We start from the raw sequence: 24,753 nt of genomic DNA on the forward strand, positions 1-24,753 counted from the left end.
CGGCACGACCTGGGCGATCACGGTCCGTCTGGGCGGGTGAGCGGAAGGTCCGAAGACGCCGACGGCCCGGCCACCGTGAGGTGACCGGGCCGTCGTGGCTCGACCGCTGCGAGGTCCGCAGGGCCGGGCGCTGCGGATCAGCCGAACGAACCGCCGCACGCGCAGGCGCTGCCCGCGTTGGGGTTGTCGATCGTGAAGCCCTGCTTCTCGATCGTGTCGGCGAAGTCGATGGTCGCGCCGTCCAGGTAGGGGACGCTCATCTTGTCGACGACGACCTCGACGCCGTCGTAGTCCTTGAGGACGTCGCCGTCCAGGACGCGCTCGTCGAAGTAGAGCTGGTAGATCAGGCCCGAGCATCCGCCGGGCTGGACGGCGACGCGCAGACGCAGGTCGTCGCGGCCCTCCTGCTCGAGGAGGCTGCGGATCTTGCCGGCCGCGAAGTCCGTCAGCAGGACGCCGTGGGTGGCGGTCTCGGTGGTCTCGCTCATCGTGTTCTCCGCACAGTCTTCGGTGGGCTCTCGCCCCGTGGTGTGCCGTCGGCCTGCGGCTCCCGCTCCCGGGCAGGCCGATCGGTCCTCAGGCTTGTCGCATACCCGTCAACACGACGGGTCGTGGTTCTGTTCCCGAGTCTACGACGGCGGCGCCCGCGGCTCGTCGTGGGGCCCACGAGGCGGTCCGCGGGAACGGGGCCTCAGGCTCCCGGCGCGCTGCCGCTCCACGTCCGCGCCACGCGCCCGACGCGTGCCCTCGCCGCCGACAGGTCGCGGCCCAGCTCGTAGGCCCCGCTGATCCCCGCGGCCGCCTGCTCGCGCCGGCCGGCGAGGACCTCCCGGGCGAGGACGACGACGGGGAGGCCGAGCGCGGCGGCCCGGCGGGCGACCTCGGGCAGGGCGCCGTCGTGCACGGCCGAGGCGTCGAGCGCATCGACGACCACGACCGCCAGGTCGGCCGCGGCGACCCGGGCGTCGAGCCCCACCACGTCCGCGACGACCGCGGTGCCCGGCAGCAGCCGTGCTCCGAGCGCCGCGAGGCCGAACCCCAGGCCACCACCGGCCCCCGCACCGGGCAGCGCCGTGAGGGCACGGCTCGTCTCCCGGACGGACTGCGCCGCGCCGGCCGCGGCCCGAGCGCCCGGGCCGGGCGGCGCCGTCGGGCCTGCGAGCAGCGAGCGCGACGCCGGACCGGTCGGCACGTGCGCGAGGGCTCGCGAGACCTCGTGGGCCCAGTGCCCGTGCGCCCGCTCGAGCTCCTGGCCGAGCGCAGCCAGGGCGGGGTCCGCGTCCGCGAGCGCGCCGTTCGTCCCGTGCAGGCCCAGCAGGGGCAGGTCGGAGTCCACGGCGCCGACCAGCTCGGTCCCCGCGAGGTGCTCGCGCGCCGCGAGCACCTGGGCCGCGTCGGCCCGGCCCGCCTCGCCGAGAGCCGTGCCTCCCCGGGTCAGGGGCCCGTCCCCCGCTCCCGCGAGCGCCGCGACCAGGCCCGCGCCCGCGTCGTGCGCGCCCAGGCCGCCGGTCGCCACGACGACGCGCGACGCGAGCCGTGCGGCCTGCGCGACGACCTGCCCGACGCCGTAGCTCGTCCGCGCGCCCAGGTCGCCCTGGTCAGGGTGCGCAGAGGCGCCCGGGGGGTCGGTGAGTGCCGAGCCGACCGTCGCCCGGAGAGCCGCGGCCTCGACGTACGCGGTGCGAGCGCCGCCCGGCGAGGCCGGTCCGAGGCGGAACGTCACGGGCACGTCACGCCCGCGGGTGTCACGGGCGACGGTCACGACCTCGTCCGTGACGTGCTCGGCCAGCGCGCGCAGGAAACCGTCCGCGCCCGGGTCCAGCACGCACGCGTCGACCAGCGCGCCCGACGCCGCCCCCCAGACCGTGGCGACCAGGTCCCGCGCCTCGCTCGCGGAGAGCGTGCCGTCGGTCAGTGCGAGCGGTTCCGCGACGGCGAGGAGAAGGCGCATGGCGCGATTGTGCCAGGTCCGCGTGCCGTCGGTGGCGCGGGTCACACCGGGTCGCTCTCGCGAGGCGACCACCTCGCGAGACGGACCTGCTCACGAGACGTGCGCGGCGCCGTCGGGCGGCCCGGAGGAGCCGGACGAACCCCCTCGTCCCGGCCTCGTTGTGCGACGATGTTCCCGTGAGCACCCTGCTGGACAACACCTTTGCGGAACCTGCCCCGTCCCCCCTCCTGCTGCTCGGGCAGGGCCGGGACCTGGCCTCCGAGCGGGGGGTCGAGTGCACCGGCGAGCTGCCGGCGGCGAGCGACCCCGACCTCGTCGAACGTGCCCGCGCGGCCCGCGCCGCGCTCGGCTCGCGAGCCTTCGTCCTGGGCCACCACTACCAGCGCGACGAGGTCATCGACTTCGCGGACGTCACGGGCGACTCGTTCAAGCTCGCGCGCGAGGCCGCGGCCCGCCCCGAGGCCGAGTTCATCCTCTTCTGCGGCGTGCACTTCATGGCCGAGAGCGCGGACATCCTCACCTCGGACGCCCAGCAGGTCGTCCTGCCGGACCTCGCGGCGGGCTGCTCGATGGCCGACATGGCCGCGATCAACCAGGTCGAGGACGCGTGGGACGTCCTCCAGGACGCCGGGATCGCCGACGTCACGCTCCCCGTCACCTACATGAACTCGACCGCCGCGATCAAGGCCTTCACGGGTCGGCACGGCGGGACCATCTGCACGTCCTCGAACGCGGAGGTCGCGCTGCGATGGGCGTTCGATCAGGTGGGTGGGGTCGACGGCACGGGCAAGGTCCTGTTCATGCCCGACCAGCACCTCGGACGCAACACTGCACTCCTCAAGCTCGGCATGTCCCCCACGGACTGCGTCGTGTTCGACCCGCGCAAGCCGAACGGCGGCCTGACCGACGCCGAGCTGCGCGACGCCCGCATGATCCTGTGGCGCGGGCACTGCTCGGTGCACGGGCGCTTCTCCGAGCGCAACGTGACCGACATCCGTGCCGCCGTCCCAGGCGTCAACGTCCTGGTCCACCCCGAGTGCAAGAACGAGGTCGTGGAGGCCGCGGACTACGTCGGCTCGACCGAGTACATCATCAAGATGCTCGACGCGGCCGAGCCCGGCTCGTCCTGGGCGATCGGCACCGAGCTCAACCTGGTGCGCCGCGTCGCGCGCGCGCACCCGGACAAGCAGGTGCACTACCTCGACTCGACGGTCTGCTTCTGCTCGACCATGAACCGCATCGACCTGCCCCACCTCGTGTGGGCCATGGAGTCGCTCGTCGCGGGCCGCACCGTCAACCGCATCGTGGTCGACGCCGACGACGCCCACTGGGCTCGCGTCGCGCTCGACCAGATGCTCGCCCTGCCCGGGCTGTAGGACCCCCGGCGGGTCCGCCGGCGCGCGCCGGCGGACCCGCCGACCGCACTACTGCACTGCCGCAGAAGAACCGAGGGGTGAGTGATGACCACCGGAAACGGTCTGAGCATCGGCATCTACGTGTTCGACGGGGCCGAGGAGCTCAACGTCGCCGGCCCCTTCGAGGTGTTCACCGCGTGGCGCGAGCGCTCTGCACTCAAGCCGCGGGTCGCCACGTTCTCGTGGGACGGGCGCGGGGTCCGGCTGGCGCAGGGCCTGCACATGGTGCCCGACAGCTCGGCCGACGACGTCGGCCCCCTCCAGCTCCTCGTCTATCCGGGCGGTCCCGGGGTGCAGCCGCTCGTGGGCGACCGGATCCACCTCGAGTGGCTCCACGCCATGCGCGTCCAGACCCCGCTGCTCGCGAGCGTGTGCACGGGCTCGCTCGTCCTGGCAGCGGCCGGGCTGCTCGCCGGTCGCCCCGCGACGACCCACTGGGACCACTACGACGAGCTGGCCGGGATCGACCCCAGCATCATGGTCGACACCGAGACCCGCTTCGTGGACGACGGCGACGTCGTCACCTCGGCAGGAGTCTCGGCCGGGATCGACATGGCGCTCCACCTGGTCGAGCGGTTCGAGAACGCGGAGGTCGCGGACCAGGTGCGCCACGACCTGCAGTACGAGGGTGCCTGAGCCCGAGGGTGGGCGCGTCGCCGGTCAGGCAGACCGGCGCGTCCGTCAGGCGCTCGTGCGCTCCTCGTACCGGCCCGAGCGGTGTGCCCACCGGTCGAACACGACCGTGAGGAACGGCGGCAGCGTCGCCGCGAGGGCGAAGAACACGGTCAGGAGCGTCCAGCGCTGGCGGACCGCGACGAGGATCGCGAGGAGGACGTACGCGATCACGAGCGAGCCGTGGACCGGGCCGAAGATCTTCACCCCGATCTCGGAAGCCTCGGCGATCCACTTGACGTACATCCCGACGAGCAGGCCCGCCCAGGAGAACGCCTCGGCGATCGCGACCGCGCGGAAGGCGCGGACGGTCCAGTGGTGCGAGGTCGTGGGCTGCACTGCCTGGGCGGCGTGCGTGGCGCTGTCGGGCAGGGGGGCGGCGGTCCGGGAGGTCACGGGGGCCATCCTCACACGTCGCCCTGGACGGTCCGAAACCCTGTGGCGCGTCTCCGCGACGGCCTCGGCCTGGCGTGACGTCGCCGGGATACCTGATACCGCACGTTCCGGGTTGTACCCTGCGACGGTGACCCGACAGATCCAGCTCACGATCGCCAGCACCCTGCCGCGCAAGGCCGTCCCGGGCCGCGGGGTCCTCGACCCCTCCGTGACACGCATGCGCGTGCGCCCGGGCGACCTCGACTTCTACCTGCACGTGAACAACGGCGTGTACCTGCAGATGATGGACGTGGCCCGCAGCAACTTCCTCGCCGACCTCGGCGCGTTCGGCCTGCTCCGCGACAAGGGCTGGTACCCCGTCGTGGCCTCCTCGACCATGAAGTACCGCCGCTCTCTCCAGCTGTGGGACCGCTTCGAGATCACGACCCGGGTGCTCGGGTGGGACGAGCGCGTGGTCTACCTCGAGCAGGTCTTCTCCCGGGGCGGCGACCTGTGCGCCCGCGGGCTGATCGCGGGCCGGTTCCTCTCGAAGGCGGGCGACCGCATCCCCGGGCCCGACGTCGTCGGGCTGCTGGGCGCGGACGTCACGAGCCCCGAGCTCCCCGCGGACGTGCGCGACTGGGCTCAGGCCGTGGACGTCGCGGCCCGCTGACCTCCGGTCGCCCTAGGGTCGTGGCCATGACCGACGAGGTGCTCGAGCACGCCCTGCTGCACGTGGTTCCCGGCCACGAACAGGCCTTCGAGGAGGCCTTCGGCACGGCGCGCGGGATCATCGCGTCCGTGCCGGGCTTCCGCGACCTCTCGCTCGGCCGCTGCCTCGAGCGGCCCGCGACGTACCTCTTGCTCGTGCGCTGGGACAGCCTCGAGGCACACACCGTGGGTTTCCGCGGATCGGCCGGGTACCAGGAGTGGAAGGCGCTGCTCCACCACTTCTACGAGCCGTTCCCGGTCGTCGAGCACTTCCGCGAGGTGTCGTGGGACGAGGCCGACCCGACCACCCGTCCCGCCTGACGCACGGCCTGGGCTCCGGTCACCAGGAAGCCCTCGCGCGACGCGACGCGGCGCGGCGAGGGCAGCGCCCGCCAGGATCGTGACGAGCCTGGCGGGCACCACCTGGAGGGGCCGGTGGGCTCTGCGGGGAGCCGCCGACGCTAGACGAGGGCGAGCTCCTTGACCGGCTCGGGCTCGTCGGCGTCCGGCTCGTGCGGCACCGACCCGGTGCGCAGCGGCTTGAACCTGTCGATGACCACGACCAGCGCGAGGGACACGGCTCCCCAGATCCCGAACGTCGTCAGGTGCGCACCGACCGTGTCGCCGCCGAAGTAGAGGATCGAGCGGATCGCCTCCACGGCCGCGGGCATGGGCAGGATCTCGTGCAGGACCCGGAAGACCTCCGGCTCCATGTAGATCGACAGCCCGCCCCCCGAGGCGGGGACGCCGACGAGCATCAGGATGCCGACCGCGGGAACCACCGCGAGCATCCCGAACAGCCGTTCGAGCACCGCGCTGAACATGGCCACGCAGAAGATCGCGACGATCCCTGTGCCCCACAGCGGCCAGAAGTGCCCGGACACGCTCCCGGTGATCGGACCGGCGATGAGCCACAGGACCGCCGACATGAACACCGCCCACCCCGCCACGATGGGCACGAGCCGGCGCAGCGGTCGGGAGCTCGGTGCCGCGTTGGCGCCGACGATGATGATCATGAATCCCGACAGGACCCAGCCCATGGCCAGGTACATGCTCACCGAGCCCATGGTGTCGGTGGTCGACAACGGGGCGACGTCGTCGGTCTCGAGGTCGAGCTGCTGCCCTGCGGCGACCTGACCGAACACCGCCGTGACGACCTGCTTCGCGCTGGCGCCGGCGGCCTGGTTGGTCACCAGGGTCGCGCTCGGGCGCTCGGCCGACGGCAGGACGAACGCCGCGCTGACCGTGCGGTCCCGCACCTGGGTGCGCGCCTCGTCGGCCGAGCCCACGGCCCGCAGGTCGAACAGGCCCGGCATGCTCCGGTCGAGCCCGTCGACCGCGTCCTGGGCCTGGTCCACCGTGGCGCCGACGACCGCGACGGGCATGTCCCGCGGCGTCGGGGACGACATGGCGCCGAGCATGACCGAGATCATCATGGTGACCATCGCGAGCGGGAAGAAGAGCAGGGCGGCATAGCGCCACCGGCGGGTCGCAGGCCGCGGGCCGCCGTGCAGCGAGGGCACGGTCACGGGGGGCGGCCCCGCGTCCGGGTTGCGGCGGCGCTTGCGGGCGTCGAACACGAGCGTCAGCACCAGAGCGACGACCGCGCCCACGCCCAGGACCAGCAGGTGCGACCCGACGCCCGACCCGTCGAAGTACAGGACCGAGCGCAGCGCCTCACCGACCGCCGGCAGGGGAAGGACCCCGTGCAGGACCGTGAAGAACTCCGGCATGGTGTAGACGCTCATGCTCATGTTCGAGGCCGGCATGCCCAGCACGGTCAGGAGGAGCATGGCCACGATCACGGCCATGGGCCCCAGGAAGCGCGTCAGCAGGAGCTGGACCGCGCCGACCGAGAAGACCCCCAGCCAGGCGATGCCCAGCACCTCCGGGTTGTGCCCCTGGACCACGCCGAGCAGCGGACCTGTGACCGTCCAGACGAGGGCCGCGACCAGGGCGGCCCAGCCGGCCAGGAGCGGTATCGCTCGCCGGAAGCGCAGGAGCTCGGGCGAGTTGGAGAGGGTCACGCTGAAGGGCAGGTAGCCGGCCATCACCAGGGCCGTGGCCAGGAACATCGCGCCCAGGCCCGCCGGGTCGGACGTGGGGAGCGGGGCGAGGTCCTCGGTCTCCAGGGTCAGCCCCTGGGCCAGGACCTGCGGGGCGAGCATGCCCGTGACGGTCGAGGACTGCGACGCCCCGGCCGAGCTTGCGGTGTACACCGTCGCAGCGCCGTCGGCGACGTGCACGGCTCCCGACGCCTCCCGGTCGAGCACCAGGCCGCGCGCCTCCTCGTCGGAGCCGACGAGGAGGACGTCGACGGCGTCGGGGTCGGCAGCCTCCAGCGCGTCGGCGAAGGCCTGGGCCTGCGGCGCGCTGCCCGAGACGGCGACGGGCATGTCGTGCGGTGCCGGGGCGTGCATGGTGCCCAGGTAGCCGCTGATCATCATCGACACCATGACGAGCGGCATGAAGAACATGGCCACGTACCGCCCGATGGTCTCGGCCTTGGCGCGCTTGAGGGCGGCCGCCTCGGCGTCGGCCTCAGCGCCGTCCGTCGTCGTGACGGCCGGGGAGTCGGGGTCCGGTAGCACCTGGTCCGAGCTGCGCGCGGGTGTCTTGTTGCTCAAGTGTGTGCTCCTGTACGGCGTGGCGAGAGGGCGACGTGCTACCCCGTGCGCCGTTGCAAGGGCGCCGCCTCGATGTGCGGCTGGGATGAACCAACCGGACGAGATTACGCCACGTGGCGTAAAAATGCCACGTGCTGGACGCGAGGGTCCCGCCCAGCGACGCGGCGAGCACCCCGGCCGTCCGGATGGCATGATCGCCGCAGTCGGGACCGCCGCACGAGCCGTGGCTCCCGGCTGCCCACGGAGCCTGACGGGAGCGGGCTCGTGCCCGCGCAGGTCAGAGCCCCTGACCGGTCGTCGACGAGGCGCCCACCAGCACACGACCGAACCACCACGAGACGAGGCCCCACCGCATGGGACAGCACAGCGACCGGGCGCGCGAGACGCTGCTGAACTCGGCCGAGGAGCTCTTCGCGCGCGACGGCATCGACGCGGTGTCCAACCGGCGGATCACCGAGCACGCAGGCACCGCCAACCACTCGGCCATCGCCTACCACTTCGGCGGCCGCGACGAGCTGCTGCGCGCGCTGCTGGGCCGGCACCTCGAGGAGATGAACAGGCGCCGGACAGCGCTCGTCGCATCCTTGAGCGACGACGCCGACGTGCGCGACCTGCTCGCCTGCCTGCTCCTGCCCTGGATCGAGCACCTGGCATCGTTGCCCGTCCCCAGCTGGCGTGCGCGGTTCGTCTTCCAGGTCCGCACGGTCCCCTCGGTCGCCGAGGCGCTCGCCGGACTGACCACGGCCAACCCCGTCGTCGAGGACCTCGTCCGCCGGCTGCAGGCCGCTCTCAGCGACCTCCCCCCACGCGTGGTCCGGGGACGGTTCGAGATCCTCGGCCCCATGACCCTGGGCGTCTGCGCCGAGCACGAGGCGCGCGTCCACGACGGGACCCCGCCGGCCTGGACCGGAGTCGGCTACTTCCTGATCGACGCGAGCGCGGGCATGCTCGCGGCGCCCGTCACGCACCCCGACGACTACCTCACGGTCCCCAGCACGCCGTTCCTCCTGTGAGGCGGCAGGTCGCCCCGACCGTCCCGACGCGCTCTCTCACCCCTGCGCGTCCAGCCACGCCCGGACGTCCTCGAGCTGCGTCAGGATCGTGGTCAGGTCCTGCGTGAGGTGCTGGCCTCGCGCCACGGCGACGCACCGGTCGACCTCGTCGAGCATGCGCCGCGCCGTCCCGGCGTCGTCGAGCCGCACGGCGAGCTCGGCCCGGTAGGCCTGGGCCTCGACCCGGTCGCGCGCCGACGCGCCGGCGTCCCCGAGGGCCTCGTCACGCCGCAGCGCGCCGTCGAGGATCTTCGCGGCCTGCTCGACGTCGCCGCGCGAGTCCGCCTGGACCACCGCGTTCGAGACGGCTCGCAGCAGGCGGGACTCACCTGCCAAGGCCACGCCGATCCCTGCCGCATCGACGTCGCCGGCCGGCACCTCGGGCACCGGGCCGGCCGCCCTGTCGGCCGCGACCCCCGCCGGCTCGCTCGCGGCCCTCCGCACGACGCGGATCCAGTTGCCCGCGGGGTCCACCAGGCTGAAGCCGGTCAGACCGTCCGCGTTCGCCCGACGGCGAGGCCGGGTGATCCGGGGGAACCCGCTCAGCGGGAGCCTCCCGTGGACCGCGCGCAGGCCCGCAGCCCACGCCTCGTACAACGGCTCGGTGTCGTCGACCACGACCAGGCACGAGCCGTACGAGTCCTCCGGACGGAAGCCGTCGATGCCGAAGTAATGCAGGTCGATCCCCTCCCGCCGGAGCGCGAGGTACGGGTTCGGTCGGGTCTGCCGGAAGGTGACCTCGAACCCGAGGGCCGCGGCGAAGTCACCGATCTCGTCGATCGAAGCACACGGCAGCAAGGGGACCATCGACTCGTTCGCCATGTCCCCATCCCACCACCGGTCGCAGGAGACGACCACCGCCCAGGCGCCGGACGACGCGACCTCCGCGCGCGGTGACACGGCTGCGTGCGGAGCGGACGTCGTCGGGCAGAGTCTGCCCTGGGTGGCGGGGACTCCCGCGGCTCAGCCCGCGGAGGTTTCCCCTCTGCTCAGGCCGCAACCGCCTGAGCCACCCGCACCATGTTGCCCGACGGGTCCCTGAACGCGCAGTCGCGCGGGCCCCAGTCCTGGTCCATGGGCTCCTGGAGGACCTCGGCACCCGAGGCCCGGACGGTCTCGAAGAGCGCGTCGACGTCGTCGGTCTCGAACACGAGGATCGGCAGGACGCCCTTGATCATGAGCTCCTGGAGCGCGTCCCCGTCGGCGTGCGAACGGCCCGCGTGCGGGGCCGAGAGCACGATCCCGAGCCCCGGCTGCACGTCGGACCCGAGCGTGACCCAGCGGAACCCGCCGGCGCCCACGTCGTTGTGCACCTTGAGGCCGAGCGCGTCGCCGTAGAAGGTGATCGACTCGTCGACGTCGTTGACGGTGATGTTGCAGAACTTCAGCGAGATGGTCATGTCGGCGACTCTAGGACGAGGCCCGTGCGCTCGCTTCTCCGATCCTGCTCGATGCTCCGGCCGCACCTGCGGACGCGCCCGTCGCTCCGCGGGCCGGGCGCGTGAGGACCTGCGCGACGCACGGCGGCATCGCCTTCACGGCAGCGTGCTCGCGGCTCCGGTACACCGACGGGGGCTCGCCCACGATCTCCGCGAACTTCGCGCTGAACGAACCGAGCGACGTACACCCCACGGCCATGCACGCGTCCGTGACGCTCGCGCCGCCGCGCAGCAGGGCCATGGCGCGCTCGATCCGGCGCGTCATGAGGTAGCAGTAGGGCGTCTCGCCGTAGGCAGCGCGGAACCGGCGCGAGAAGTGCGCCGGAGACATGAGTGCCTTGCGCGCCATGGTCGGGACGTCGAGCGGCGCCGCGTACTCCCGGTCCATCAGGTCCCGGGCGCGGCGCAGCAGGACGAGCTCCTCGAGATCCTGCGGGGTCATGCTCCGAACGTAGCACCGGGCTCCCCCGCCAGACAGGGCGGGCGTCGGGGAGCGGTACGGGCCGCCCGTCGGCCACGCCTCGCCTCCCCCGGCCCAGGTCCTGACGACCCGAGGCCGGGTCCTGGTCCGCCGTCAGACCGACGGCGAACCCGGACCCGGCCTCGGGTGTCAGGAGCGCGGGGGCGTCAGCCCTGCGCGAGCCTCGTGAGCAGCAGCGCCTCGGCCAGGACGACCTTCTCGAGCTCGCCCAGGTGGACGGACTCGTTGGCTCCGTGCGCCCGCGAGTCCGGGTCCTCGACGCCCGTGACGAGGATCGACGCGTCCGGGAAGACGTCGAGCAGGTCGGCGATGAAGGGGATCGACCCGCCGATGCCGATGTCGACCGGAGCCGTGCCCCACGACGTCTCGAAGGCCCAGCGCGCGGCCTGCATCGCCACGGAGTCGGTCGGCGCCTGGAACGGCTTGCCGAGCTCGCCGTCACGGACCGTGACCTGCGCTCCGAAGGGAGCGTTCGCCTCGAGGTGCGTCCGCAGCGCGGCGAGCGCGGCGGCGGGGTCCTGGCCGGGCGCGATGCGCAGCGAGAGCTTGGCGGTCGCGCGCGGGGTCAGCGTGTTGGACGCGTGCGCGACGCTCGGGGCGTCGATCCCGATGACCGACAGCGCGGGCTTGGTCCACAACCGGCCGGACAGGGCACCCTCCCCCGCGAGACGGACCCCGTCGAGGACCGAGGAGTCGGCGCGGAAGTCCGCCTCCTCGTAGTCGACGCTCGGGTCCGGCGCGGACACCAGCCCGTCGACCGCGACGTTGCCCTGGTCGTCGTGGAGCGTCGTGATCAGGCGCGCGAGCAGCGTGAGCGCGTCGAGCACCGGGCCGCCGAACATGCCCGAGTGCACCGCGTGGCCCAGCACGGCGACCTCGACCTCGCAGTCGACCAGCCCGCGCAGGCTCGTCGTGAGCCCAGGGACCCCGACCTTCCAGTTCGAGGAGTCCGCGACGACGATCACGTCGGCCGCGAGCAGGTCCTGGTACTGGTGCAGGAAGGGCAGGAAGCTCGGCGAGCCGACCTCCTCCTCGCCCTCGACGAAGACCGTGACGCCGATCGGCAGGTCCTCCCCGAGCGCGGCGAGCGCCCGCAGCGCACCGACGTGCGCGACGATCCCGGCCTTGTCGTCGGCCGCACCACGACCGAACAGGCGACCGTCGACCTCGGTCGGGACGAACGGGTCGGTGTCCCACGCGGCGGCGTCGCCCGGGGGCTGGACGTCGTGGTGCGCGTAGAGCAGGACCGTGGGCGCGCCCTCGGGGGCCGGGCGGCGCGCGACGACCGCGGGCGCGCCGAGCGGGCCCGCGACCCCGGTCGCCTGCAGGATCTGCACCTCGGGCAGACCGGCCCCGCGCAGGAGCTCGGCCACGGCCTCGGCGCTCGCCGCGACGTGGGCCTGGTCGAACGCCGAGTTGGACACGGACGGGATGCGCACGAGCGCCTCGAGGTCCTCGCGCAGGGCGGGGAAGAGCTCGGCGACCCGGGCGCGCAGGTGAGCGACGTCGTCGGGCTCGGAAGGAGTACTGGTTCCAGGTGTGCTGTTCACCCGGCCAACGCTACCCGTCGGTACGTTCTCGCTCCGGCCCACGCGCGTGACGAGGCAGCCCCCGTCCTCGACTACGCTGGACCTGTGTTCTCACGCAACAAGTCCTCCGCGCCCTCGTCGAACGACGCCCCCGATCCCGTTGCCGCTGCAGCCGAGATCGAGAAGGCCGGCGGCAAGGGCAGGCCGACGCCCAAGCGCAAGGTCGCCGAGGCCGCCAACAAGCGCCCGCTCGTGCCCTCGGACCGCAAGTCCGCGGCCAAGACGGCGCGCCAGCAGCAGCGTGACGCACGCGACCGCCAGTTCCAGGCCATGCAGACGGGCGACGAGCGCTACATGCCCGCCCGCGACAAGGGCCCGGTCAAGCGCTACGTGCGCGACTACGTGGACGCCCGCTGGAACCTGGGCGAGTTCTTCCTGCCCGTGGCTCTGGTGTTCATCGTCCTGACGTTCGTGTTCAACCAGAACCTGAACATGGCGACGATCATCATCTTCGTGCTCTACGGGATCGTGCTCATCACGATCATCGACGCGTTCATCATGTGGCGTTCGCTCAAGAAGCGCCTGATCGCCAAGTTCGGGCCGTCCGCCCCCAAGGGCAACGCCATGTACGCCGTGATGCGCGCGTTCCAGCTGCGCCGCGCGCGCCTGCCCAAGCCCATGCACAAGAAGCACGGCACCTTCCCCGAGTAGCCGCCCGCCGGTCCGCCGGACGGGCCGGAGTTGCACCGAGGTGCCCCGGGCAACCTAGTGTTGTCCCCATGCCCAACTACCGCTTCCTCGGCAACTCCGGTCTCAAGATCTCCGAGATCACCTACGGCAACTGGCTCACCCACGGCTCGCAGGTCGAGAACGACGTCGCCACCCAGTGCGTCCACGCCGCCCTCGACGCCGGCATCACCACGTTCGACACCGCGGACGTCTACGCGAACACCAAGGCCGAGCAGGTCCTCGGCGACGCCCTCAAGGGCCAGCGCCGCGAGTCGCTCGAGATCTTCACCAAGGTATACTGGCCCACGGGCCCCGGCGGGGCCAACGACTCGGGCCTGTCGCGCAAGCACGTCATGGAGTCCATCGACGGCTCGCTCCAGCGCCTCGGCACCGACTACGTCGACCTCTACCAGGCGCACCGGTTCGACCAGTCGACCCCGCTCGAGGAGACGATGCAGGCGTTCGCCGATATCGTCCGCCAGGGCAAGGCCCTCTACATCGGCGTGAGCGAGTGGACCGCGGACCAGATCCGTGCGGGCCACGCCCTGTCGAAGGAGCTCGGCTTCCAGCTCATCTCGTCCCAGCCGCAGTACTCGATGCTGTGGCGCGTCATCGAGGACGAGGTCGTCCCGACCTCGCGCGAGCTGGGCCTGTCCCAGATCGTCTGGTCCCCCGTCGCCCAGGGCGTCCTGTCCGGCAAGTACCTGCCCGGCCAGCCCGCCCCGGCGGGTTCGCGTGCCACGGACGCCAACGGCTCGCGCTTCATCCAGCAGTTCATGACCGAGGACGTGCTCACGCGCGTCCAGCAGCTCAAGGCCGTCGCCGACGAGCTGGGCCTGACGCAGGCACAGCTCGCGGTCGCGTGGGTCCTGCAGAACGACAACGTCGCTGCCGCCCTGATCGGCGCCTCGCGCCCCGAGCAGGTCGCCGAGAACGTCAAGGCCTCGGGCGTGGTCATCCCCGCCGAGCTCATGACGAAGATCGACGAGATCCTCGGCGACGTCGTCGAGCGCGACGCGGGCAAGACCGCCGCCGGAGCCCCCGGACCGCGCTGACGCTGTTCGCTGTTCGCAGGACCTGAGCGAGTTGTCAGAAGTGCACCGGGGAATACCCCGGTGCACTTCTGACGACTGAGCGCGGGCCTCCGCCCGCACCCCCGCCGGACCCCGCCAACCGGAGCGCGCCGGTTGGCCGGTGCGCGGTACACCCTGGCCCCACAGCACCCCCTCCCCCGACCTACGGTGTGAGGGTGTCCTCACCTTGCTTCCCGGCCCGCGTCGTCACGGCGACGCGCATCACGCCGCACATGGTCCGTGTCCATCTCGAGGCCGTCGGCGACTGGCGGTGGACGACCGACGGGCAGGGCGACGAGCGCATCGACCTCGCCTTCCCCGTCCCCGGCGAGACCGTCGCCGAGATCGACTTCTTCAACCAGGACGACTACGGCGTCGTGCCCGTCGAGGGCACCGAGCCCCCGTGGCGCCACTACACGGCCCGCCGCGTGCACGACGAGGGCCGGACGATCGTGGTCGACCTCGCGGTGCACGACGGCGGCCTCGCGTCCGACTGGGCCGTCCGGGCCGAGCCGGGCCACGTGCTCGGCGTGTTCGCGGGGGGCGACTCGCGCAGCTACTACGACGCCCCGGCCGACGCCGGCTGGCGCCTGCTCGTCGCCGACCCGACGGGGCTGCCGGGGCTGGGGCGGATCGTCGAGGAGCTCGCGCCGGGTGCCGTCGCGCACGCGGTCGTCGAGGTGCCCACGCTCGAGGACCGCCAGGAGCTCGAGACCCGGGGCGACGTGACCTACACCTGGCTCGTCACGGCCCAGGGCGCCCGCACGGGCGCCGCACTCGTCGAGGCCGTGCGCGACCTGCCCGTCCTGGAGACCCCGGGCTACGCGTGGGTCGCGTGCGAGAGTGCCGCGAGCCGCGACATCCGCCGCACCCTGCGCACCGCGTGGGGCATGCCGCGCGACCGGCACCAGGTCGTCGGGTACTGGACCGCGGGAGCGGTCAACGTGCGGGCCGACCGCGACGACGAGGACGCGCCTCCGCACGACCACGACCACGAGCACGAGCACGACCACCCCGAGCCCGCCCACCAGCACTAGGCCCCGTCGGGCGCCCTGACGGCGTTCCGGCCACCTGACTGCCCGACGACGGAGCGCGCCCGCGCGCCCGGGTGCGCTCCGTCGTCGGGCTTCCCCCTCGTGGGGGGACCCGTTGTCAGAAGTGCACCGGGGTATCCCCCGGTGCACTTCTGACAACCGATCGCGAAGCCGCGGCGAGCCGGACCTAGGCCGCGTGGGGCTCGGGCTCTCCCGGCACGTCCCCCAGGGCGACGTCGCTCGGGAGGTGCGCGACGCCGTCGAGCACCTCGACCGGCACGACCGCCGGACGCAGGTGCGGCGCGAGCCACCTCGCGGCGACCTGGACGACGGGGCCCACGCCCAGCGCGTAGAGGACCGTCGCCCACCCGAGCGTCCCGCCCAGCGCGAACCCGATCGCGACCACGAGGACCTCGATCGCGGTCTTGACGCGGCGCACGGGCCAGCCCGTGCGAGCGACCAGGCCCGTCATGAGGCCGTCGCGCGGGCCGGGGCCGAGTCGCGCACCGAGGTAGGCGGCGGTCGCGATCCCGTTGAGCACCACGCCCGCGACCGCGAGCGCCACCCGTCCGGCCGTCGTGGGCTCGGGGTCGATGCGCTCGAGCAGCAGCAGGAACGGGTCGAGGGTCGCGCCGATCACGACGATGTTGGCGATCGTGCCGATCCCTGGGCGCTGGCGCAGCGGGATCCACAGCAGCATGACCACGACGCTCGCGGCCACGACGACCACACCGAGCGGGAGCCCCGTGCGCAGCGCGACCCCCTGGTGGAAGACGTCCCACGGCATGGCGCCCATGCCCGAGTGGAGGAGCAGGGCCATGGTCAGCGAGAAGCCGAAGAGCCCGAGCACGAGCTGGACGGTGCGGCGGAGGGGGCCGAAGCCCTGGTTGATCGACACTCCCCCACTGTGAGGCACGAATGGACTGGTAATCCATAGCCAATTCGACGAGAGTGGCCCCATGTCCACCTCGCTCGCCGCGCCCGCTCCCACACTCCCTCCGGTGCACCGCCGGCTCTCGGCGCCCGCGCTCGGCGCGCTCATCGCCGGGTGGCAGACCGAGGGGCCCGCGTACGTCGCGCTCGCCGACGCGGTCCGTGGCGCCGTCCTGTCCGGCACGGTCGCCCCGCACACGCGCCTGCCGAGCGAGCGCGACCTGGCCGGGGCCCTGGGCGTCTCGCGGACCACCACGGCCGCTGCGTATGCGGCGCTGCGCGAACGAGGGTTCGTCACGAGCCGCACGGGCGTCGGGACCGTCGCGGTCCTGCCGCGCCCCACGCGCCGCGCCCAGCCCCGCTGGTGCGGCGGTGACGCCCCGGTCCCCGTGGGCGTCGAGCCGCCCGACGACCTCGTCGACCTGGGCCAGGCCGCCCCCGCCGCCCCGCCCCAGCTCCACGCGGCCTACGGACGGGCTCTCGAGGCCCTGCCCGACTACCTGTCCGGCCGCGGGTACGAGCCGCTGGGCCTGCAGCCTCTGCGCGAGGCGATCGCGCACCGGCTCACCGAGCGCGGCACCCCCACGACCCCCGACCAGGTCCTCGTCACCACGGGAGCCCAGCACGCGATCTCGACCATCGCGCAGTCGGTGCTCGGCCCGCGCGACCGGGTCGTGGTCCAGTCGCCCACCTACGCGCACGGCATCGAGGCCATGGTCGGGCGCGGGGCGCGCGTCGTCGGCTTCCCGGTGGGCGCGGGGCTGCCGGGCGACGGGCCGGGCTTCGACGTCGCACTGTTCGAGTCGACGGTCCGCGCGGCCACGCCACGGCTCGCCTACCTGATCCCGGACTTCCACAACCCCACGGGGTACAGCCTCACGCCCGACGAGCGCGCCGAGGTCCGCCGTATCGCGCTGCGCCACCGCGTGACCGTGATCGGCGACGAGACGCTCACCGACATCGTGCTCGACGGGCCCGCACCCGAGCCGCTCGCGGGCGACGGGTCGGCGACGAGCCACCTGCTCACCGTGGGCTCGGCGTCCAAGACCTTCTGGGGCGGCCTGCGCGTGGGGTGGGTCAGGGCGCACCCCGACGTCGTCGCGCACCTCGCCCGGACCCGCGCGGCGAGCGACATCGCGACCTCCGTCCTCGAGCAGCTCGCGGTGACCGAGCTGCTCGCCCGGCGCGAGGAGGTCCTCGCCGAGCGGCTTCCCCTGCTGCGGTCCCAGCGGGACCTGCTGCGCTCGGCCGTCACGGCCGCGGTGCCGTCGTGGCGCGTGGCGTCACCCGCGGGCGGCCTGTCGCTGTGGATCGACCTGGGGCGTCCGCTCGCGAACGCCCTGACCGCGGCGGCGGCCGTGCGCGGCGTGGTGATCAACCCGGGTCCGTCCCTCACGCCCGACGGCGGAGCCTCCTCGCGCGTCCGGCTCACCTTCGCGCCGGACGCCGAGGCGATCGGACGGGCCGTGCCCCGGCTGGCGGCCGCGTGGGAGCACGTCGCGGGGTAGGCGGGGTGGAGCCGGCAGGCCGGGGTCTCGGTGCCCGGGTCTCGGTGCCGAGGACGGGCTCGGGCGCCCGCTCGTGCCGGCCGCTAGGGTGACCCGATGCCGACCGCCGCGACCTTCCGCGCCCCGACCGACCTCGACCGCGGGTCTGCCGAGTACCTCGGGCTCCTCGAGTCGGCCAGCGGCCATACCGGCGCCGCGTTGCAGAGCCTCGCGGCCGACGTGCAGGACCACCTGACGACGGTCGTCGCGCTCGTCGACGGCCGACTGGTGGGCCTCGCGGCGTACGAGACGGGCCGCACGAGCACGGTCCTGCGCTACCTCGCGGTCGAGGGCACCCGCCGGGAGGACGGGCTCGGTCGCGCGCTCGTGTCGGCGGTGCAGGCCGCCGCGCCGGATGCGCCGGTGGTCGCCGAGACGGACGACGACGCCGTCGGCTTCTACCGCCGGACCGGCTTCGCCGTCACGGCGTTGCCGCGCGATCCGCGCCGGCCCGACGTCCAGCGATACAGGTGCCTTCTCGCTGCGGGCGGGCGCTGACCTCGACGGGCATGTCCCGGAGCGCGGCTCACGCCGTGCGCAGCTCCAGGGTGGCCGTCGCCTGGGCGCCGTCGTTCAGGAGGCGCGCCGCGGCCGCTCCCTGTGCCGCGAGGTCGCGCCAGCTCTCGCCGAGCCACTGCTCGGCGTCGAACTGGTTGGTGAACGCCGGGCTGACGGGCGTCGCGAGCGCGCGCCCGTCCGCGTCGTCGAGCTCCCACACCCACTGGGGTCGGATCATCGTGCGCCTCCACCTCGGGTTCCTCGGACCGCGTCGCGGACCAGGGACCGGTTGATGCTCGCGGCCCAGAACGGGCCGTTGTAGATCATGCCGGTGTAACCCTGCACGAGGTCGGCACCGGCCGCCAGGTAGGCGCGCGCGTCGTCGGCCGTCGAGATGCCGCCCACGCCGACGATCGCGACGTCCGGGCCGAGCCGGCCGCGGAGGCGAGCGACGACGTCGAGCCCGCGCTCGAGCAGCGGGGGCCCCGAGAGCCCACCGGGGCCCAGGTCGTGCCCGATCGTCGTGTTGACCGCGATGACACCGTCGAGGCCCAGCTCGAGCGCGAGGTCGGCGACCGCGTCGACGTCCTCGTCCGCGAGGTCCGGGGCGATCTTGACGAGCAGCGGGATGCGGCGCGCCCCGGCGGCACGCGTCGCGTCGTCGGCCGCCTCGCGGACGGCCTGAAGGATGGGTCGCAGCGCCTCGGTCGACTGCAGGTCGCGCAGGCCCGGGGTGTTGGGCGAGGACACGTTGACGACCAGGTAGTCGGCGTGGGGCGCGAGGAGCGCGGCGCTCGTCGCGTAGTCGCCCGCGGCGTCCTCGGCCGGGGTGACCTTGGTCTTGCCGATGTTCGCGCCGATCATGACGGCCCGCCCGGACGCCGAGCGCCGCAGGGACTCGAGGCGCTGGGCCGCGGCCGCCGCGCCCTCGTTGTTGAAGCCCATCCGGTTGCGGATGCCGCGCAGCGACAGCTCGCGCCACATGCGCGGCTTCTCGTTGCCGGGCTGCGCGTGCGCGGTCACGGTGCCGATCTCGATGAACGCGAAGCCCAGCATGGTCAGGCCGCGGATCGCCTTGGCGTTCTTGTCGAACCCGCCCGCGAGACCGAACGGCGCGGGGAACGAGCGGCCGAGCGCCTGGACGCTGCCGGGGCCGTTCGCGCCGCGACCCAGGTAGGGGGCCGCGGCCCCCTGGATCACGTCGCCCACGACGGGCGTGCGTCCCGCGAGGGAGATGACCGGGAACACCACCTCGTGCGCCTTCTCGGGGTCCATGTGCCTGAAGACGCCGTTGAAGAGGAGGGAGTACAGCCGGCTCATGCGGGATCCTTCGGTTCGGTGGTGGAGTTCTGGGGCGGGCGCGTGCGCCACAGCCAGGTGAGGCCGACGACCGGCAGGACCAGCGGCACGAACCCGTACCCGATCCCGAAGTCGGACCACACCGTGGGCTCGGGGAACGCGGCCGGGTCCAGCAGGGACCACGCGCCGACGGCGAGCACGCCCACGAGCTCGACGCTCACCGCGGTCCAGGCGACGGTCCGCGAGGTGCGCGACCCGCGCGCGAGCGCGACGGTCGCGACGATGTACACCACGGCCGCGAGCGCCGACAGGACGTACGCGACAGGCGCCTCGTGCCAGTCGCGCAGGAGCTGGACGGAGGCGCGTGCGGTCGCGGCGACCGCGAAGATCCCGTAGACGAGGACCAGGACGCGGCCGAAGCCGCTGCCCGTGGTGCGCGGCGTGTCCGGGGAGCGGGTGGTCCGGGACGGCCCCGGGCCCGACGACGTCGCCGGGGTCGCGGGGTCGGGTGCGGTCTCGGGGTTCTCGGGGTGCGTCACGCCATCTCTCCTCAGGCGGTCCAGATCTGCCACAGGCGCCACTCGAGGAACGCGACCGTGATCGCGGCGACCGCGAGCACGACCGAGCTCCAGCGGGTGCGTTCGGCGAACGCCCACACGGCGGCGACGGGCAGGATGAACAGGGCGGTGATCAGGTAGCCCCAGAGCTTCACGGGGTCGCTCGCCGTGCTCCCGGTCGCGGCGAGGACGCCCGCGACGATCATCTGCACGACGATCACGCCCTCGATGACGGCACCGCCCCACAGCTGCTTGAGGATCACGGCGCGGTCGCGGGCGACGAACCACCCTGCCCAACCGGTGAGGGCCGCGCACAGCGCGACGGCGAGGAGGACGAGGGGGAGGACCACGACGCCGAGCCTACCGGCGAGCGGCCCACGGGCAGGAATCGCCGGTCCGTGCTTGCCCCGCCCGGCTCGTCGGGGCGCGCTCGTCGGGGCGCGCTCGTCCCGCCGGTGGCCCGCGGCCCGGCAGCGGCTAGCATCGAGGCGTGGCTGAACTCACTCTCTCCAGCAAGAACCCGACCGGCGTGAAGGTCGACGCGCTCGTCGTCGGGACCCAGACGACGTCAGACGGCGTGGCCGTCGTGGGGGACGACCTCCCCCGCGACGTCGTCGCCGAGCTCGAGGCCCTCGCTCCGGCGCTGGGCATCACGGGCGCGCGCGACGAGGTCCGCACGGTGCCCGCGGGCGCCCACCTCAAGGCGGGCGTGCTCGTCCTGACCGGTCTCGGCGCCCGGGACGGCTCGGGCTCGTTCCCGGCCGAGACCCTGCGTCGCGCCGCCGGCGCGGCCGTCCGCGAGCTGACCGGGGCGTCGTCCGTCGCGGTCGCGCTGCCCGCGGCCGACGAGGCCGAGGTCGCGGCGATCGCCGAGGGCGCGCTCCTCGGGGCGTACTCGTTCACGCGCTACCGGGACACGGCGGGCGCCGCCGCCTCGACCAAGCCTGCCGGCGGCGTCTCGACGATCGAGGTCCTCACCTCGCTCGCCCGCGGGGCCAAGGCCAAGGCCGCGGTCGAGCGTGCCGCGACGATCGCCGCGGCGGTCCACGCGACGCGCGACCTGGTCAACACCGCCCCGAACGACCTGTTCCCCGCGGCCTTCGCCGACATCGCCAAGGCCGCGGCCAAGGGCACGGGCGTCAAGGTGACCGTGCTCGACGAGAAGGCCCTCGCGGCCGGCGGCTACGGCGGCATCCTCGCCGTCGGGCAGGGGTCCTCGCGCGGCCCGCGCCTCGTGAAGGTCTCCTACTCGCCCTCGCGCCCGCACGCCAAGGTCGCGCTCGTGGGCAAGGGCATCACGTTCGACTCGGGCGGCATCTCGATCAAGCCCGCCAAGGGCATGGAGGCCATGAAGTCGGACATGGCCGGTGCGGCCGCCGTCCTGCACACCGTGCTCGCGGCCTCGAGGCTCGGCCTGCCGGTCGCCGTGACGGGGTGGCTCTGCCTCGCGGAGAACATGCCGTCCGGCACGGCCCAGCGTCCCTCGGACGTCATCACGATCCGTGGCGGCAAGACCGTGGAGGTCCTCAACACCGACGCCGAGGGGCGCCTGGTCATGGCCGACGGCCTGGTCGCCGCGATCGAGGAGAACCCGGACGTCGTGCTCGACGTCGCGACGCTCACCGGGGCTCAGATGGTCGCGCTCGGTACCCGCGTCTCGGCCGTCATGGGCACCGAGTCCGTCCGCAGCGAGGTCGTCGCCGCGGCAGAGTCCGCAGGCGAGCAATTCTGGCCCATGCCCCTGCCCGAGGAGCTCGCCGCCTCCATGAAGTCGAAGGTCGCGGACATCGCGAACATCGGCGACCGGTTCGGCGGCATGCTCGTGGCTGGCCTGTTCCTGCAGGAGTTCGTCGGGTCCACGCCGTGGGCCCACCTGGACATCGCGGGCCCCTCGTTCAACGAGGGCTCGGCGTTCGGCTACACGCCGGTCGGCGGCACGGGTGTCGCGGTGCGCACCCTCGTCGAGCTGCTCGAGGCCCGCGCCGCGAAGTAGGCCTTCCGGTGCACGACAGGGCGGGCACGACCTCGAGGTCGTGCCCGCCCTGTCGTGCACCGGGGACCGGTTGGGCGAGAGGCCCGCTCGGAGCGCTCAGCGTCGTCGTTGCTTGGAGTTCCAGTCGCGCATGCGCTGCGGGTAGCCCGTGAAGTTCACGTCGTAGACCGGCAGCTCGAGCTGCTCGGCGAGTTTGCGCGCGGTCCTGGCGTCGGGGACCCGGCGCCGCGTCCACTCCCCCGTGGTCGCGATCAGCATCAGGGTCGTGGGCGTGTCGTTCGTGGGCGGCTCGATGTACGCCTCGACCCCGACCCGGGTGCGCGCGAACTCGGCCAGGTGCTCGACCGTCGCCCGTCGCTGGTCGGCGGCGGACGGCGAGCCGGCGCCCCCGGGCGACGCGGGACCGTTCGCGGGCTTGCGGGAGAAGAGCTGGGACAGCCTGGACATGGAGGCAGAGTACTTGCTCCGCCTGGAGCGGGCCTGAGATCGCCCGCCCTCCGGTCCGTGTCGTGGTCGAGCGGGGTTGCCCGCACGGGCCCGTGTTCCCCGCCCGTCCGTGCGGGGAGCGGTCGGGAGACCGGGCACCCGACGGCGCGCCCGGGCCCTGGCTGTTCCCTGGCTCACCTGTCTTGAGCATCACACCGCTGACCGTGCGTTCCGATTGGGGTACGGGTGCCCAAAGTGCCAAGATGTCACAAGAACTTTGCTCTCCCTCTTTTCGTATGCCCCTAAGGAGCTGCACGTGGCCGAGACCGGCACACCTTTCGACGTCGTCGTCCTGGGCGGAGGCAGCGGCGGTTACGCCACGGCGCTGCGCGCCGCCGAGCTCGGCCTCGACGTCGCCCTCGTCGAGGCGCACAAGCTCGGCGGGACCTGCCTGCACAACGGCTGCATCCCCACGAAGGCTCTGCTGCACGCGGCCGAGCTCGCCGACAACGCCCGCGAGGGCAGCGCGTACGGCGTCCTGAGCCGGCTGCAGGGCATCGACATGAACGGCGTGAACTCGTACAAGGACGGCGTCATCGCCGGGCTGTACAAGGGCCTGCAGGGCCTGATCAAGTCGCGCAAGATCACGGTGATCGAGGGCCACGGCACGCTCGTCGCCGCGGACACGGTCGAGGTCGCGGGCCAGCGCTACACGGGCAAGAACGTCGTGCTCGCCACGGGCTCCTACGCTCGCTCGCTCCCGGGCCTCGAGATCGGCGGCCGGGTCATCACGTCCGACCAGGCGCTGAACCTGGACTACGTGCCCAAGAGCGCGATCGTCCTGGGCGGCGGCGTGATCGGCGTCGAGTTCGCGAGCGTCTGGAAGTCGTTCGGCGCCGACGTGCAGATCATCGAGGCGCTCCCGCACCTCGTCCCCAACGAGGACGAGTCGCTGTCGAAGGCCCTCGAGCGCGCGTTCCGCAAGCGCAGCATCGGCTTCACGCTGGGCGACCGGTTCTCGGGCGTGACCCAGGACGACTCGGGCGTGCACGTGACCCTCGAGTCCGGCAAGACGTTCGACGCGGACCTCCTCCTGGTCGCCGTCGGCCGCGGTCCCCGCACCGCGGACCTGGGCTACGAGGCGCAGGGCATCACCATGGACCGCGGCTTCGTGATCGTCGACGAGCGCCTCCACACGGGCGTCGGCAACATCTACGCGGCCGGCGACATCGTCCCCGGGCTCCAGCTCGCGCACCGCGGGTTCGCCCAGGGCATCTTCGTGGCCGAGCAGATCGCGGGCCTGAACCCGACGCCGATCGTCGAGTCGGGCATCCCCCGCGTGACGTACTGCGAGCCCGAGGTCGCCTCGGTCGGCCTGACCGAGGCCAAGGCCAAGGAGCTGCACGGCGCCGACGGCGTCGAGACGCTCGAGTACAACCTTGCCGGCAACGGCAAGAGCAAGATCCTCGGGACCACGGGCTTCGTCAAGCTCGTCCGCCAGAAGGACGGCCCCGTCGTCGGCGTGCACATGGTCGGCGCCCGCGTCGGCGAGCTCATCGGCGAAGGCCAGCTCATCGTGAACTGGGAGGCGTACCCCGAGGACGTCGCCGCCCTGGTCCACGCGCACCCCACGCAGAACGAGGCTCTCGGAGAGGCCCACCTGGCCCTCGCCGGCAAGCCGCTGCACGCCCACAACTGACCCAACGATCGAAGGAGACCCGAGAGGTCATGTCTGACAACGTGCAGATGCCCGCACTGGGCGAGTCCGTCACCGAGGGAACCGTCACCCGCTGGCTCAAGGCCGTCGGCGAGAGCGTCGAGATCGACGAGCCCCTGCTCGAGGTCTCGACCGACAAGGTCGACACCGAGATCCCCTCGCCGTTCGCCGGCGTGCTCGAGCAGATCCTCGTCCAGGAGGACGAGACCGTCGAGGTCGGCACCGACCTCGCCGTGATCGGTTCCGGCGCCGAGGCCCCGGCACCGGCCGCTGCTCCGGCAGCTCCCGAGGCCCCCGCCGCCGAGGCTCCGGCCCCGGCAGCCCCCGCCGCAGAGGCGCCCGCCGCCTCGGGCGGCGAGGAGATCAAGCTCCCCGCGCTCGGCGAGTCCGTGACCGAGGGCACCGTGACCCGCTGGCTCAAGGCCGTCGGCGAGACCGTCGAGATCGACGAGCCCCTGCTCGAGGTCTCGACCGACAAGGTCGACACCGAGGTCCCGTCCCCCGTGGCCGGTACCGTCCAGCAGATCCTCGTCCAGGAGGACGAGACGGTCGAGGTCGGCACCGTGCTCGCGATCGTCGGCTCGGGCGCCGCGGCTCCCGCACCGGCTGCAGCAGCACCGGCACCCGCCGCCGCTGCCCCCGCCCCCGCGGCACCTGCGGCTCCCGCAGCGCCGGCACCGGCTCCTGCCCCTGCT

27 protein-coding genes are annotated in these 24,753 nt (G+C 73.2%); 13 read left to right on the top strand and 14 right to left on the bottom strand.

Annotated elements, in window-relative coordinates:
- Positions 1-137 precede the first annotated feature (137 nt).
- Together OERS_RS17850 and OERS_RS17855 are read right to left on the bottom strand one after the other, a co-directional pair.
- Positions 138-488, bottom strand: coding sequence for a HesB/IscA family protein (locus OERS_RS17850; protein ID WP_056651260.1), 351 nt, complete (start codon positions 486-488; stop codon positions 138-140).
- A 203-nt stretch (positions 489-691) separates the two neighbouring features.
- Positions 692-1,951, bottom strand: a complete 1,260-nt coding sequence (locus tag OERS_RS17855) for a glycerate kinase (protein WP_139107929.1) — start codon at positions 1,949-1,951, stop codon at positions 692-694.
- 176 nt (positions 1,952-2,127) lie between these two features.
- On the opposite strand from OERS_RS17855, the gene nadA reads away from it, so the two are divergent.
- Together nadA and OERS_RS17865 are read left to right on the top strand one after the other, a co-directional pair.
- Positions 2,128-3,327 (top strand): quinolinate synthase NadA, encoded by a 1,200-nt coding sequence (gene nadA / locus OERS_RS17860; protein WP_068627440.1) that lies wholly within the window; start codon positions 2,128-2,130, stop codon positions 3,325-3,327.
- An 84-nt stretch (positions 3,328-3,411) separates the two neighbouring features.
- Positions 3,412-4,002, top strand: a complete 591-nt coding sequence (locus OERS_RS17865; RefSeq protein ID WP_056651249.1) for a DJ-1/PfpI family protein — start codon at positions 3,412-3,414, stop codon at positions 4,000-4,002.
- Positions 4,003-4,047: 45 nt separating this feature from the next.
- Here the strand turns inward: OERS_RS17865 and OERS_RS17870 are convergent, their stop codons facing one another.
- Positions 4,048-4,434, bottom strand: a complete 387-nt coding sequence (locus OERS_RS17870) for a DUF3817 domain-containing protein (protein ID WP_231907567.1) — start codon at positions 4,432-4,434, stop codon at positions 4,048-4,050.
- Between the two features lie 127 nt (positions 4,435-4,561).
- On the opposite strand from OERS_RS17870, the gene OERS_RS17875 reads away from it, so the two are divergent.
- Both OERS_RS17875 and OERS_RS17880 read left to right on the top strand, forming a co-directional pair.
- Complete coding sequence (locus OERS_RS17875; RefSeq protein WP_056651497.1) at positions 4,562-5,086, top strand: acyl-CoA thioesterase; 525 nt, start codon at positions 4,562-4,564, stop codon at positions 5,084-5,086.
- 26 nt (positions 5,087-5,112) lie between these two features.
- A complete protein-coding gene (locus OERS_RS17880) occupies positions 5,113-5,445 on the top strand; it encodes an antibiotic biosynthesis monooxygenase family protein (protein ID WP_068627441.1) in 333 nt (110 codons plus the stop codon).
- Between the two features lie 140 nt (positions 5,446-5,585).
- Here the strand turns inward: OERS_RS17880 and OERS_RS17885 are convergent, their stop codons facing one another.
- Positions 5,586-7,751 (bottom strand): ABC transporter permease, encoded by a 2,166-nt coding sequence (locus OERS_RS17885; RefSeq protein WP_211268514.1) that lies wholly within the window; start codon positions 7,749-7,751, stop codon positions 5,586-5,588.
- 353 nt (positions 7,752-8,104) lie between these two features.
- Here OERS_RS17885 and OERS_RS17890 point away from each other — a divergent pair, with 353 nt between their 5' ends.
- The gene (locus tag OERS_RS17890) at positions 8,105-8,764 is read left to right on the top strand and encodes a TetR/AcrR family transcriptional regulator (RefSeq protein ID WP_068627442.1); all 660 of its coding nucleotides are present in this window, start codon (positions 8,105-8,107) and stop codon (positions 8,762-8,764) included.
- A 36-nt stretch (positions 8,765-8,800) separates the two neighbouring features.
- On the opposite strand, the gene OERS_RS17895 is transcribed toward OERS_RS17890, so the two are convergent.
- From OERS_RS17895 to OERS_RS17910, 4 genes are all read right to left on the bottom strand, one after another.
- Positions 8,801-9,625 carry a VOC family protein gene (locus tag OERS_RS17895; RefSeq protein WP_068627454.1) on the bottom strand — a complete coding sequence of 275 codons (825 nt, stop codon included), beginning with the start codon at positions 9,623-9,625 and terminating at the stop codon, positions 8,801-8,803.
- A gap of 167 nt (positions 9,626-9,792) precedes the next feature.
- Positions 9,793-10,203 carry a VOC family protein gene (locus OERS_RS17900; RefSeq protein WP_068627443.1) on the bottom strand — a complete coding sequence of 137 codons (411 nt, stop codon included), beginning with the start codon at positions 10,201-10,203 and terminating at the stop codon, positions 9,793-9,795.
- A gap of 10 nt (positions 10,204-10,213) precedes the next feature.
- Complete coding sequence (locus OERS_RS17905; RefSeq protein WP_056651237.1) at positions 10,214-10,684, bottom strand: helix-turn-helix transcriptional regulator; 471 nt, start codon at positions 10,682-10,684, stop codon at positions 10,214-10,216.
- 185 nt (positions 10,685-10,869) lie between these two features.
- Positions 10,870-12,273 (bottom strand): dipeptidase, encoded by a 1,404-nt coding sequence (locus tag OERS_RS17910; protein ID WP_056651234.1) that lies wholly within the window; start codon positions 12,271-12,273, stop codon positions 10,870-10,872.
- Between the two features lie 84 nt (positions 12,274-12,357).
- Between OERS_RS17910 and OERS_RS17915 the strand changes: the two genes are divergently transcribed.
- The 3 genes from OERS_RS17915 to OERS_RS17925 all read left to right on the top strand — a co-directional run bounded on the left by OERS_RS17915 (position 12,358) and on the right by OERS_RS17925 (position 15,091).
- Complete coding sequence (locus tag OERS_RS17915; RefSeq protein ID WP_056651232.1) at positions 12,358-12,963, top strand: DUF3043 domain-containing protein; 606 nt, start codon at positions 12,358-12,360, stop codon at positions 12,961-12,963.
- Positions 12,964-13,031: 68 nt separating this feature from the next.
- Entirely contained in the window at positions 13,032-14,036 is a 1,005-nt protein-coding gene (locus OERS_RS17920) for an aldo/keto reductase family protein (RefSeq protein ID WP_068627444.1), read from the top strand.
- Between the two features lie 194 nt (positions 14,037-14,230).
- Entirely contained in the window at positions 14,231-15,091 is an 861-nt protein-coding gene (locus tag OERS_RS17925) for a siderophore-interacting protein (RefSeq protein ID WP_248948730.1), read from the top strand.
- A 184-nt stretch (positions 15,092-15,275) separates the two neighbouring features.
- Here the strand turns inward: OERS_RS17925 and yczE are convergent, their stop codons facing one another.
- Positions 15,276-15,986 carry a membrane protein YczE gene (gene yczE / locus OERS_RS17930; protein ID WP_322788312.1) on the bottom strand — a complete coding sequence of 237 codons (711 nt, stop codon included), beginning with the start codon at positions 15,984-15,986 and terminating at the stop codon, positions 15,276-15,278.
- Positions 15,987-16,047: 61 nt separating this feature from the next.
- Here yczE and yczR point away from each other — a divergent pair, with 61 nt between their 5' ends.
- Positions 16,048-17,529: a MocR-like transcription factor YczR gene (gene yczR / locus OERS_RS17935; RefSeq protein ID WP_068627446.1), complete on the top strand. Its 1,482-nt coding sequence runs from the start codon at positions 16,048-16,050 to the stop codon at positions 17,527-17,529.
- 96 nt (positions 17,530-17,625) lie between these two features.
- Positions 17,626-18,066 (top strand): GNAT family N-acetyltransferase, encoded by a 441-nt coding sequence (locus OERS_RS17940; protein ID WP_068627447.1) that lies wholly within the window; start codon positions 17,626-17,628, stop codon positions 18,064-18,066.
- Positions 18,067-18,094: 28 nt separating this feature from the next.
- On the opposite strand, the gene OERS_RS17945 is transcribed toward OERS_RS17940, so the two are convergent.
- The 4 genes from OERS_RS17945 to OERS_RS17960 are packed head-to-tail and all read right to left on the bottom strand — an operon-like array spanning position 18,095 to position 20,272.
- Positions 18,095-18,304, bottom strand: a complete 210-nt coding sequence (locus OERS_RS17945; RefSeq protein WP_068627448.1) for a hypothetical protein — start codon at positions 18,302-18,304, stop codon at positions 18,095-18,097.
- Entirely contained in the window at positions 18,301-19,386 is a 1,086-nt protein-coding gene (locus OERS_RS17950) for a quinone-dependent dihydroorotate dehydrogenase (RefSeq protein WP_068627449.1), read from the bottom strand. Before OERS_RS17950 ends, OERS_RS17945 begins: the two co-directional genes overlap by 4 nt.
- On the bottom strand, positions 19,383-19,904 hold the full coding sequence (locus OERS_RS17955) for a hypothetical protein (protein WP_369800593.1): 522 nt from the start codon (positions 19,902-19,904) through the stop codon (positions 19,383-19,385). The genes OERS_RS17950 and OERS_RS17955 overlap by 4 nt, the downstream gene beginning before the upstream one ends.
- Positions 19,905-19,915: 11 nt before the next feature.
- A complete protein-coding gene (locus OERS_RS17960) occupies positions 19,916-20,272 on the bottom strand; it encodes a hypothetical protein (protein ID WP_056651213.1) in 357 nt (118 codons plus the stop codon).
- Between the two features lie 140 nt (positions 20,273-20,412).
- On the opposite strand from OERS_RS17960, the gene OERS_RS17965 reads away from it, so the two are divergent.
- The gene (locus OERS_RS17965) at positions 20,413-21,915 is read left to right on the top strand and encodes a leucyl aminopeptidase (RefSeq protein WP_056763503.1); all 1,503 of its coding nucleotides are present in this window, start codon (positions 20,413-20,415) and stop codon (positions 21,913-21,915) included.
- 96 nt (positions 21,916-22,011) lie between these two features.
- On the opposite strand, the gene OERS_RS17970 is transcribed toward OERS_RS17965, so the two are convergent.
- Entirely contained in the window at positions 22,012-22,362 is a 351-nt protein-coding gene (locus OERS_RS17970) for an oxidoreductase (RefSeq protein ID WP_068627450.1), read from the bottom strand.
- A 295-nt stretch (positions 22,363-22,657) separates the two neighbouring features.
- On the opposite strand from OERS_RS17970, the gene lpdA reads away from it, so the two are divergent.
- Complete coding sequence (lpdA, locus tag OERS_RS17975; RefSeq protein WP_068627451.1) at positions 22,658-24,040, top strand: dihydrolipoyl dehydrogenase; 1,383 nt, start codon at positions 22,658-22,660, stop codon at positions 24,038-24,040.
- 29 nt (positions 24,041-24,069) lie between these two features.
- A partial coding sequence (locus OERS_RS17980; RefSeq protein WP_322788313.1) for a biotin/lipoyl-containing protein occupies positions 24,070-24,753 on the top strand: 684 nt, incomplete at its 3' end.

The sequence above is a fragment of the Oerskovia enterophila genome (assembly GCF_001692445.1).
Classification (GTDB): domain Bacteria; phylum Actinomycetota; class Actinomycetes; order Actinomycetales; family Cellulomonadaceae; genus Oerskovia; species Oerskovia enterophila.

Bases quoted from the DNA above. Each gene is read 5' to 3' on its own strand.
- OERS_RS17865 (WP_056651249.1), top strand. From the start codon at position 3,412: ATGACCACCGGAAACGGTCTGAGCATCGGCATCTACGTGTTCGACGGG.
- OERS_RS17920 (WP_068627444.1), top strand. From the start codon at position 13,032: ATGCCCAACTACCGCTTCCTCGGCAACTCCGGTCTCAAGATCTCCGAG.
- OERS_RS17890 (WP_068627442.1), top strand. From the start codon at position 8,105: ATGGGACAGCACAGCGACCGGGCGCGCGAGACGCTGCTGAACTCGGCC.
- OERS_RS17880 (WP_068627441.1), top strand. From the start codon at position 5,113: ATGACCGACGAGGTGCTCGAGCACGCCCTGCTGCACGTGGTTCCCGGC.
- OERS_RS17905 (WP_056651237.1), bottom strand. From the start codon at position 10,684: ATGACCCCGCAGGATCTCGAGGAGCTCGTCCTGCTGCGCCGCGCCCGG.
- OERS_RS17895 (WP_068627454.1), bottom strand. From the start codon at position 9,625: ATGGCGAACGAGTCGATGGTCCCCTTGCTGCCGTGTGCTTCGATCGAC.
- OERS_RS17945 (WP_068627448.1), bottom strand. From the start codon at position 18,304: ATGATCCGACCCCAGTGGGTGTGGGAGCTCGACGACGCGGACGGGCGC.
- OERS_RS17940 (WP_068627447.1), top strand. From the start codon at position 17,626: ATGCCGACCGCCGCGACCTTCCGCGCCCCGACCGACCTCGACCGCGGG.
- OERS_RS17900 (WP_068627443.1), bottom strand. From the start codon at position 10,203: ATGACCATCTCGCTGAAGTTCTGCAACATCACCGTCAACGACGTCGAC.
- OERS_RS17850 (WP_056651260.1), bottom strand. From the start codon at position 488: ATGAGCGAGACCACCGAGACCGCCACCCACGGCGTCCTGCTGACGGAC.
- yczR (WP_068627446.1), top strand. From the start codon at position 16,048: ATGTCCACCTCGCTCGCCGCGCCCGCTCCCACACTCCCTCCGGTGCAC.
- OERS_RS17950 (WP_068627449.1), bottom strand. From the start codon at position 19,386: ATGAGCCGGCTGTACTCCCTCCTCTTCAACGGCGTCTTCAGGCACATG.
- OERS_RS17855 (WP_139107929.1), bottom strand. From the start codon at position 1,951: ATGCGCCTTCTCCTCGCCGTCGCGGAACCGCTCGCACTGACCGACGGC.
- OERS_RS17970 (WP_068627450.1), bottom strand. From the start codon at position 22,362: ATGTCCAGGCTGTCCCAGCTCTTCTCCCGCAAGCCCGCGAACGGTCCC.